Genomic DNA, 9,502 nt, shown 5'->3' on the forward strand with positions numbered 1-9,502 from the left:
CGTAAAACGTGAGCATCATCGAGAACTCAGGCAAGACCGCGAGCGTCCCCGCTCCGCGCGAGGGCGAGGACTACACCGGTCCGCTGCTCGAAGTCCGCGACCTGCACGTGGAGTTCCACACCCGTGACGGTGTGGCCAAGGCGGTCAACGGAGTCAACTACAACGTGAACGCCGGCGAGACGCTCGCCGTGCTCGGCGAGTCCGGGTCCGGCAAGTCCGTCACCGCGCAGGCCATCATGGGCATCCTCGACATGCCGCCCGGCAAGATCCCGCAGGGCGAGATCTTCTTCCGCGGCGAGGACATGCTCAAGATGTCCTACGAGGAGCGCCGGAGGATCCGCGGCCGCAAGATCGCGATGATCTTCCAGGACGCGCTGTCCTCCCTCAACCCGGTCCTCACCGTCGGCTACCAGCTCGGCGAGATGTTCCGGGTGCACCACGGCCTCTCCAAGAAGGAGGCCAAGGCCAAGGCCATCGAGCTGATGGACAGGGTCAAGATCCCGGCCGCCGCGGCGCGGGTGAACGACTACCCCCACCAGTTCTCCGGCGGTATGCGCCAGCGCATCATGATCGCCATGGCGCTCGCCCTGGAGCCGGACCTGATCATCGCGGACGAGCCCACCACGGCGCTCGACGTGACGGTCCAGGCCCAGGTCATGGACCTCCTCGCGGAGCTCCAGCGCGAATACAACATGGGCCTGATCCTGATCACGCACGACCTCGGCGTCGTCGCCGACGTCGCGGACAAGATCGCGGTCATGTACGCGGGCCGGATCGTCGAGACCGCCCCGGTGCACGAGCTGTACAAGCGCCCGGCCCACCCGTACACCCGGGGTCTGCTCGACTCGATCCCGCGCCTGGACCAGAAGGGCCAGGAGCTGTACGCGATCAAGGGCCTGCCGCCCAACCTGCTCAAGGTCCCGTCGGGCTGCGCCTTCAACCCGCGCTGCCCGAAGGCCGACGACATCTGCCGCACGGAGATCCCGGCGCTCGCGCCGGTCGCCGAGCAGGACGGCACGGAGCTGCCCGGCCGCGGCAGCGCCTGCCACTTCTGGAAGGAGACGATCCATGGCTGAGCTCAAGAAGAACGATGAGGCCGCGGACGCGACTCCGAACGTCACCGAGGTCGAAACGGTCGACGCCGCCACCGAGGCGGAGGCCGTAGCCGCCATCGAGGCTCCGGTCGAGCGCGGTGAGCCGATCCTGCAGGTGCGCAACCTGGTCAAGCACTTCCCGCTGACCCAGGGCATCCTGTTCAAGAAGCAGGTCGGCGCGGTCAAGGCCGTGGACGGGATCTCCTTCGACCTCTACCAGGGCGAGACCCTCGGCATCGTCGGCGAGTCCGGCTGTGGCAAGTCCACGGTCGCCAAGCTCCTGATGACCCTGGAGCGGGCCACCGCGGGCGAGGTCTTCTACAAGGGCCAGGACATCACCAAGCTGTCCGGCCGCGCGCTGAAGGCCGTCCGCCGGAACATCCAGATGGTGTTCCAGGACCCGTACACCTCGCTGAACCCCCGCATGACGGTGGGCGACATCATCGGCGAGCCCTTCGACATCCACCCCGAGGTGGCCCCGAAGGGCGACCGGCGCCGCAAGGTGCAGGAGCTGCTCGATGTGGTCGGTCTGAACCCCGAGTACATCAACCGCTACCCGCACCAGTTCTCCGGCGGTCAGCGCCAGCGCATCGGCATCGCCCGAGGCCTCGCGCTCAACCCGGAGATCATCATCTGCGACGAGCCGGTCTCGGCCCTGGACGTCTCCGTCCAGGCGCAGGTCATCAACCTGATGGAGAAGCTGCAGGACGAGTTCAACCTCTCCTACCTCTTCATCGCGCACGACCTGTCGATCGTCCGGCACATCTCCGACCGGGTCGGCGTCATGTACCTCGGCAAGATGGCCGAGATCGGTACGGACACGCAGATCTACGACCACCCGACGCACCCCTACACCCAGGCGCTGCTGTCGGCGGTCCCGGTCCCCGACCCGGAGGCCCGTGAGGGTCGCGAGCGGATCATCCTCACCGGTGACGTCCCCTCGCCGGCCAACCCGCCGTCGGGCTGCCGCTTCCGCACCCGGTGCTGGAAGGCCGAGGAGAAGTGCTCCACGGAGGTCCCGCTCCTGGCGATCCCCGAGCGCTTCCAGGGTCAGGACACCCCGGCCGCGCACGAGTCGGCGTGCCACTTCGCCGAGGAGAAGGACGTCATCCACGCGGCGTAGCCTCCCCGCTGTCCGCACGAGGGCGCCCGGACCGGTTCGGTCCGGGCGCCCTCGTCGTGTTCTCCGTATGGGCGTGGAGAAGGTGCATACCGCCCGTAATCGGGTGATATTGGGTCTCTCAGTCATCCTCAGGACACTCGGGAGGCACCTGATGCGCGGAGCCACGCACGCCAAGTGGGCCGCTTCGGCCGCCGCCGTCGCCCTCATGGCGACCGCCTGCGGCGGTGGCGGCGACGGTGGCGGTGGTAGTGGCGCCGACGGGATCGTGAGCTCCTCGTGGGGTGATCCGCAGAACCCGCTGGAGCCCGCGAACACCAACGAGGTCCAGGGCGGCAAGGTCCTGTCCATGATCTTCCGGGGACTCAAGCAGTACGACCCGAAGACCGGCGAGGCCACGGACATGCTCGCCGAGAAGATCGAGACGACGGACTCGACCAACTTCACCATCACCCTCAGGAACGGCTGGACCTTCTCCAACGGCGAGAAGGTCACCGCGAAGTCCTTCGTGGACGCCTGGAACTACGGCGCCCATCTGAAGAACAACCAGAAGAACGCCTTCTTCTTCGGCCAGATCGAGGGATACGAGCAGGTCCACCCCGAGAAGGGTGAGCCGACCGCCGAGACGATGTCCGGTCTCAAGGTCGTCGACGACAGGACCTTCACGGTCAAGCTCAGCCAGAAGTTCTCGACGTGGCCGGACACCCTCGGCTACTCGGCCTTCGCCCCGCTGCCCCGGGCGTTCTTCGACGACCACGCCGGCTGGCTGTCGAAGCCCGTCGGCAACGGCCCGTACACCGTCGGCTCGTACGCCAAGGGCTCGCAGATGGAGCTGAGGCGCTGGGACGGCTACCCCGGGACCGACAAGGCGCAGAACGGCGGTGTGACCCTCAAGGTCTACACCGACAACAACACCGCCTACACCGACCTGACGGCCGGAAACCTCGACCTCGTCGACGACGTTCCCGCCTCCCAGCTCAAGAACGTCTCGGCGGACCTCGGCGACCGGTACATCAACGTGCCCGCCGGCATCATCCAGACCCTCTCCTTCCCGTTCTACGACCCCGCGTGGAACAAGCCGGGCCAGGAGAAGCTCCGGCAGGGCATCTCCCGAGCGATCAACCGTGAGCAGATCACCGAGACGATCTTCCAGAAGACCCGCACCCCGGCCAAGGACTGGACCTCCCCGGTCCTCGGCGCGGAGGGCGGCTACAAGGACGTCTGCGGAGAGTTCTGCGTGTACGACGCCGCCGAGGCGAAGAAGCTGATCGCCGAGGGCGGCGGCATCCCCGGCGGCACGATGAAGATCTCGTACAACGCCGACACCGGTTCCCACAAGGAGTGGGTGGACGCAGTCTGCAACTCCATCAACAACGCCCTCGGCGACAACAACGCCTGCGTCGGCAACCCCATCGGCACCTTCGCCGACTTCCGCAACCAGATCACCACCCAGAAGATGACGGGCCCGTTCCGCGCCGGCTGGCAGATGGACTACCCGCTCATCCAGAACTTCCTCCAGCCGCTCTACTACACCAACGCCTCGTCCAACGACGGCAAGTGGACCGACCCGGAGTTCGACAAGCTCGTCGACCAGGCCAACGCGGAGTCCGACATCACGAAGGCCGTCGAGACCTTCCAGAGGGCCGAGGAAGTCCTCCGCGACGACATGGGCGCGATCCCGCTCTGGTACCAGAACGGCAGCGCGGGCTATTCCGAGCGCGTCTCGAACGTGGCGCTCAACCCGTTCAGCGTCCCGGTCTACAACGAGATCAAGGTCGGCTGACGCAGCTCGTCGGCGTACGGCCCGGCCCCGCGTTCCCCCGCGTGCCGGGCCGTACGACTTCCCCACACCCCCGGAGCCCCTCATGGGACGTTATGTGATCCGGCGTCTGCTGCAGATGATCCCGGTCTTCATCGGCGCCACCCTGCTGATCTTCCTCATGGTGAACGTGATGGGCGACCCCATCGCCGGCCTCTGCGGCGACCGCGCCTGCGACCCGGCGACCGCCGCCCAGCTGGAGAAGGAGTTCGGTCTCGACAAGCCGGTCTGGCAGCAATACCTGATCTACATGGGCAATCTCTTCACCGGCGACTTCGGTACGGCCTTCAACGGCCAGCCGGTCACCGAGCTGATGGGAAGCGCCTTCCCGGTCACCATCCGGCTCACCATCATCGCGATCCTCTTCGAGATCGTCATCGGCATCAGCCTCGGCGTCGTGACCGGCCTGCGCCGCGGCCGGCCCATCGACACCTCCGTGCTGCTGCTCACGCTGGTCGTCATCTCGGTCCCGACCTTCGTCACCGGTCTGCTGCTCCAGCTGCTGCTCGGCGTGAAGTGGGGCTGGATCAAGCCGGCCGTATCGCCCGAGGCCCCCTTCGGCGAGCTGATCGTCCCCGGCCTCGTGCTCGCCTCCGTCTCCCTCGCCTACGTCACCCGGCTCACCCGCACCTCCATCGCGGAGAACAAGCGCGCCGACTACGTCCGCACCGCCGTCGCCAAGGGCCTGCCGCGCCGCCGGGTCATCACCCGCCACCTCCTGCGGAACTCGCTCATCCCGGTGGTCACCTTCATCGGCGCCGACGTCGGCGCGCTCATGGGCGGCGCGATCGTCACCGAGCGGATCTTCAACATCCATGGCGTCGGCTACCAGCTCTACCAGGGCATCGTGCGGCAGAACACGCAGACCGTCGTCGGCTTCGTGACCGTCCTCGTGCTGGTCTTCCTGGTCGCCAACCTGCTCGTCGACCTCCTGTACGCCGTCCTTGACCCGAGGATCCGCTATGCCTGAGCCGAACTACGACGAAGGGGCGGCGATCGCCCCGACCGGCGCCGGCGGCGCGACCGACCTCGCGATGAGCGAGGGCGAGACCCTGGAGAAGACTCCTGGCGGCCCCCTGGGAACCGGGCCCGCGGGCAAGCCCCGCTCGCTGTGGTCCGACGCCTGGCACGATCTGCGCCGCAACCCGGTCTTCATCGTCTCGGGCCTGATCATCGTCTTCCTGGTGGTCATCTCCCTCTGGCCCTCGCTGATCGCGAGCGGGGACCCGCTCCAGTGCGACCTCTCCAAGGCCCAGGAGGGCTCGCAGCCCGGTCACCCCTTCGGCTTCAACGGCCAGGGCTGCGACGTGTACACGCGTACGGTGTACGGCGCCCGGACCTCCGTGACCGTCGGCGTCCTCGCCACCCTCGGCGTCTCCGTCCTCGGCAGCGTCCTCGGCGGCCTGGCCGGCTTCTTCGGCGGCGGCTGGGACGCGATCCTCTCCCGGGTCACCGACGTCTTCTTCGCCATCCCGGTCGTCCTCGGCGGCCTGGTCCTGCTGTCGGTCGTCACCAGCAACACCGTCTGGCCGGTGATCGGCTTCATGGTGCTGCTCGGCTGGCCCCAGATCGCCCGTATCGCCCGCGGCTCGGTCATCACCGCCAAGCAGAACGACTACGTGCAGGCGGCCCGCGCGCTCGGTGCCTCCAACTCCCGGATGCTGCTCCGCCACATCGCGCCCAACGCCCTGGCGCCGGTCATCGTCGTCGCGACCATCGCCCTCGGCACATACATCTCCCTGGAGGCGACGCTCTCCTTCCTCGGCGTCGGACTCAAGCCGCCCACCGTCTCCTGGGGCATCGACATCTCCTCGGCCTCGGCGTACATCCGCAACGCCCCGCACATGCTGCTCTGGCCGGCGGGCGCGCTCGCCGTCACCGTGCTCGCGTTCATCATGCTCGGCGACGCGGTGCGCGACGCCCTCGACCCGAAGCTGAGGTAGGCGCCCATGCTGCTCGAAGTGAGCGATCTGCACGTGGAGTTCCACACCCGGGACGGGGTGGCCAAGGCCGTCAACGGGGTCAGCTACTCGGTCGACGCCGGCGAGACGCTGGCCGTGCTCGGCGAGTCCGGCTCCGGCAAGTCCGTCACCGCCCAGGCCGTCATGGGCATCCTCGACATGCCGCCCGGAAAGATCACCGGCGGGGAGATCCTCTTCCAGGGGCAGGACCTTCTCAAGCTCAAGGAGGAGGAGCGGCGCAAGGTCCGCGGCGCGAAGATGGCGATGATCTTCCAGGACGCGCTCTCCTCGCTGAACCCGGTGCTCAGCGTCGGGGCACAGCTCGGGGAGATGTTCGAGGTCCACCAGGGGATGTCCCGCAAGGACGCGCGGACCAAGGCGATCGAGCTGATGGACCGGGTCCGCATCCCGGCCGCCAGGGAACGGGTGGGGCAGTATCCGCACCAGTTCTCCGGGGGCATGCGGCAGCGCATCATGATCGCGATGGCGCTCGCGCTCGAACCCGAGCTGATCATCGCGGACGAGCCGACGACCGCGCTCGACGTGACGGTCCAGGCCCAGGTCATGGACCTCCTCGCCGAGCTCCAGCGCGAACTCGACATGGGCCTCATCCTCATCACCCACGACCTCGGCGTCGTCGCCGACGTCGCCGACAAGATCGCCGTGATGTACGCCGGCCGGATCGTGGAGCACGCGCCCGTCCACGAGATCTACAAGGCACCCGCCCACCCCTACACCAAGGGCCTGCTCGAATCGATTCCGCGCCTGGACCAGAAGGGCTCGCAGCTGTACGCGATCAAGGGGCTGCCCCCGAACCTCCTCGCCATCCCGCCCGGCTGCGCCTTCAACCCCCGCTGCCCCCTCGCCCAGGACCGGTGCCGCACCGACGTACCGCCGCTCTACGAGGTGACCGAGTCCCCGGTCCCGCGCAGCAGCGCCTGCCACTACTGGAAGGAGTGCCTCCATGGTTGAGGCCCGCGGCGAGGCCAGTCTCCAGCGGGAGGCGATCCTCCAGGTCCGGGACCTGTACAAGCACTACCCCCTGACCCAGGGCGTCCTCTTCAAGAAGCAGGTCGGTGCGGTCAAGGCGGTCGACGGCGTCTCCTTCGACCTCGCACCGGGCGAGACCCTCGGCATCGTGGGCGAGTCCGGCTGCGGCAAGTCGACCGTGGCGAAGATGCTGGTCAACCTGGAACGCCCGACGGCCGGCACCATCTCGTACAAGGGCGAGGACATCACGACGATGTCCCCGAAGGCGCTGCGCGCGGTCCGGCGCAACATCCAGATGGTGTTCCAGGACCCGTACACCTCGCTCAATCCCCGGATGACCGTCGGCGACATCATCGGAGAGCCGTACGAGATCCACCCCGAGGTCGCCCCCAAGGGCTCGCGCCGCAAGAAGGTCCAGGACCTGCTCGACGTCGTGGGCCTCAACCCCGAGTACATCAACCGCTATCCGCACCAGTTCTCCGGCGGCCAGCGGCAGCGCATCGGCATCGCCCGCGGCCTGGCGCTCCAGCCGGAGATCATCGTCGCCGACGAGCCGGTCTCGGCGCTCGACGTCTCCGTCCAGGCCCAGGTCGTGAACCTCCTGGAGAACCTCCAGCGCGAGTTCTCGCTCAGTTACGTCTTCATCGCCCACGACCTGTCGATCGTGCGGCACATCTCCGACCGGGTCGGCGTCATGTACCTCGGCCGGATCGTCGAGATCGGCACCGACGCCGAGATCTACGACCACCCCACCCACCCCTACACCCAGGCGCTGCTCTCCGCGGTCCCCGTGCCCGACCCCGAGGCCCGCGCCCACCGCGAGCGCATCATCCTCACCGGCGACGTGCCCTCCCCGGCCAACATCCCCTCCGGCTGCCGCTTCCGCACCCGCTGCTGGAAGGCGCAGGAGCGCTGCGCCCTGGAGGTGCCCGCGCTGGCCGTCCCCGCGGAGTTCCGGCTCACCGACTCTCCGGCGAAGCACGACTCCGCCTGCCATTTCGCCGAGGAGAAGCACGTGGTGCCGACGGAGGACGAGCTGGGATAGAAGCCGGCCCACATGGGGGCGAACCACCGTCATATTCCTTAACGCGCAGGCAACTTCACCGACCCCGGTCCGATATACGAACGCGCCAAGCTCGACAGCGTACGGCCGTGCGGGTGCCGTAGGCCGGCCGGGACGCGCCATGTCGTCCCGGCCGGCCGCCGTGCGCCGCCGTGCCCGCCGTGCCCGCCGAATATGCGGAACCGCTTGTTTCGGCGCGTGGTAGCGGTGAGTATCGGCTCCGTGACAGCGACTCGACCGGCACGTCTCACCGGCGCCGCGCTCTGTGGCGCACTCGCACTCGTCATCGTCGTCTGGCTCCTGCGGGACCTCGCGGCCTTCGGCTCCCCGGCCGAACTCGCCTGGTACTGGGCGGGGGAGCACGTCTTCCTGCTGCGCCGCAGGGCCGCCACCTCGCTGGTCGACCCCCTCCTGCTCCTCGCCTGCGTCGCCACCGCCGTCGCCGCGCTCCGCTCCCCCCGCGTCGCCCCGGCGCTCGCCGTCACCGGGGCCATCACGCTCGCGCTGCGGCTGCCCGGTCTGTGGGCCACCGGTGTCGACGCCCTGGTCACGACCCTCGTCACCCTCGCCCTCGCCGCCGGGCTCGTCCTCACCGCGGCCGCCGGACGCCGCCCCGCCGAGTTCCCGGAGGAGTTACCGACCCGCCCCCGCACGGGGCCGGCCGTGGCGGCCGGGGTGCTGTGCGCGGTGGGCGGTCTCGCCGGGGCCGCCTGGGAGGTGCACTGGGCCACCACGCTGCCCGTCGAGTTCACGGTCGACCGCTTCACCGGCGGGCGCTCGCTCCTTCTGCCCGCACTGGCGGTGCCACCGGGCTGGCTCAACGTGGTCCTCGCCGGACTGCTCCTGCTGGCCGCCACGAGCGCCTTCGCCCGCGTCCCGCTCGCGCGGCCTCTCGGCCTGCTCGCCGGCCTCCTCCTGACCGGTTGGGGCGTCGCCGGAGTGGCCCTCGCGACGCGACTCGGCCAGGTCGAGCACTTCGGCGCGCTGGAGCCCGTCGGCCGGCTGACCCTCGCCACCTCGGTGTACGACCTGCTCGCCGGGGCCACCGTGCTCGTCCTGCTCGCCGTCCCCGGCGCCCCCGCGCGGCCCCTCCGCCACCACCCGGTGGCCGCCCTGCCCCCACCACCACCCCACCCGCGCCCGCCCGGCTGGTGAACGCCCTAGGGGGTGTCTTGCCGATCTTGCCGGGCTCGCGTGCCCTGGCACCGCGCCTCGCCGCGTTGTCGTCGGTCGCCAACTCCCCCGTAGCCCTCCGGGCACGGGAGGTACCCCCACCGCGTTGTCTCCCTCCTCCGCCTTGCGATACACGGCACCAGACCCCGCTCCCTGATCCGGCCTGATCGACAAGACACCCCCTAGCTGTATTGACCTGCAACGTTGTTGACACGGCTGATCGGCGGGTGTCCGTCGAGTGCGGTGTGGCAGCGGTGGTGGTTGTAGGTGTGGAGGAAGTCT

At 69.0% G+C, this 9,502-nt stretch carries 8 protein-coding genes and 1 pseudogene; 8 read left to right on the forward strand and 1 reads right to left on the reverse strand.

All coding sequences use genetic code 11. The annotated features are described in order from the left end of the window. Positions 1 to 17 precede the first annotated feature (17 nt). The 8 genes from ACFYV5_RS30165 (at position 18) to ACFYV5_RS30200 (ending at position 9,202) form a co-directional block, all read left to right on the forward strand. Positions 18 to 1,076, forward strand: a complete 1,059-nt coding sequence (locus ACFYV5_RS30165) for an ABC transporter ATP-binding protein (protein WP_389173587.1) — start codon at positions 18 to 20, stop codon at positions 1,074 to 1,076. Further along, on the forward strand, positions 1,069 to 2,217 hold the full coding sequence (locus ACFYV5_RS30170) for an ABC transporter ATP-binding protein (protein ID WP_389173558.1): 1,149 nt from the start codon (positions 1,069 to 1,071) through the stop codon (positions 2,215 to 2,217). The genes ACFYV5_RS30165 and ACFYV5_RS30170 overlap by 8 nt, the downstream gene beginning before the upstream one ends. Positions 2,218 to 2,368: 151 nt before the next feature. After that, positions 2,369 to 3,997, forward strand: coding sequence for an ABC transporter substrate-binding protein (locus tag ACFYV5_RS30175; RefSeq protein ID WP_389173560.1), 1,629 nt, complete (start codon positions 2,369 to 2,371; stop codon positions 3,995 to 3,997). 82 nt (positions 3,998 to 4,079) lie between these two features. After that, positions 4,080 to 5,003, forward strand: coding sequence for an ABC transporter permease (locus ACFYV5_RS30180; RefSeq protein WP_355105805.1), 924 nt, complete (start codon positions 4,080 to 4,082; stop codon positions 5,001 to 5,003). Continuing rightward, on the forward strand, positions 4,996 to 5,976 hold the full coding sequence (locus tag ACFYV5_RS30185; protein ID WP_389173562.1) for an ABC transporter permease: 981 nt from the start codon (positions 4,996 to 4,998) through the stop codon (positions 5,974 to 5,976). Before ACFYV5_RS30180 ends, ACFYV5_RS30185 begins: the two co-directional genes overlap by 8 nt. A gap of 6 nt (positions 5,977 to 5,982) precedes the next feature. After that, on the forward strand, positions 5,983 to 6,966 hold the full coding sequence (locus tag ACFYV5_RS30190) for an ABC transporter ATP-binding protein (protein WP_355105809.1): 984 nt from the start codon (positions 5,983 to 5,985) through the stop codon (positions 6,964 to 6,966). After that, positions 6,959 to 8,029 carry a dipeptide ABC transporter ATP-binding protein gene (locus tag ACFYV5_RS30195; RefSeq protein WP_355105811.1) on the forward strand — a complete coding sequence of 357 codons (1,071 nt, stop codon included), beginning with the start codon at positions 6,959 to 6,961 and terminating at the stop codon, positions 8,027 to 8,029. Before ACFYV5_RS30190 ends, ACFYV5_RS30195 begins: the two co-directional genes overlap by 8 nt. Before the next feature lie 240 nt (positions 8,030 to 8,269). Beyond that, a complete protein-coding gene (locus tag ACFYV5_RS30200; RefSeq protein ID WP_389173565.1) occupies positions 8,270 to 9,202 on the forward strand; it encodes a hypothetical protein in 933 nt (310 codons plus the stop codon). A gap of 200 nt (positions 9,203 to 9,402) precedes the next feature. Here ACFYV5_RS30200 and ACFYV5_RS30205 read toward each other — a convergent pair. Then, positions 9,403 to 9,502, reverse strand: a pseudogene (locus ACFYV5_RS30205) (IS481 family transposase); the annotation flags it as partial.

This window comes from Streptomyces sp. NPDC003035, from assembly GCF_042888285.1.
GTDB lineage: Bacteria > Actinomycetota > Actinomycetes > Streptomycetales > Streptomycetaceae > Streptomyces.

Bases quoted from the DNA above. Each gene is read 5' to 3' on its own strand.
- ACFYV5_RS30175 (WP_389173560.1), top strand. From the start codon at position 2,369: ATGCGCGGAGCCACGCACGCCAAGTGGGCCGCTTCGGCCGCCGCCGTC.
- ACFYV5_RS30185 (WP_389173562.1), top strand. From the start codon at position 4,996: ATGCCTGAGCCGAACTACGACGAAGGGGCGGCGATCGCCCCGACCGGC.
- ACFYV5_RS30170 (WP_389173558.1), top strand. From the start codon at position 1,069: ATGGCTGAGCTCAAGAAGAACGATGAGGCCGCGGACGCGACTCCGAAC.
- ACFYV5_RS30190 (WP_355105809.1), top strand. From the start codon at position 5,983: ATGCTGCTCGAAGTGAGCGATCTGCACGTGGAGTTCCACACCCGGGAC.
- ACFYV5_RS30195 (WP_355105811.1), top strand. From the start codon at position 6,959: ATGGTTGAGGCCCGCGGCGAGGCCAGTCTCCAGCGGGAGGCGATCCTC.
- ACFYV5_RS30180 (WP_355105805.1), top strand. From the start codon at position 4,080: ATGGGACGTTATGTGATCCGGCGTCTGCTGCAGATGATCCCGGTCTTC.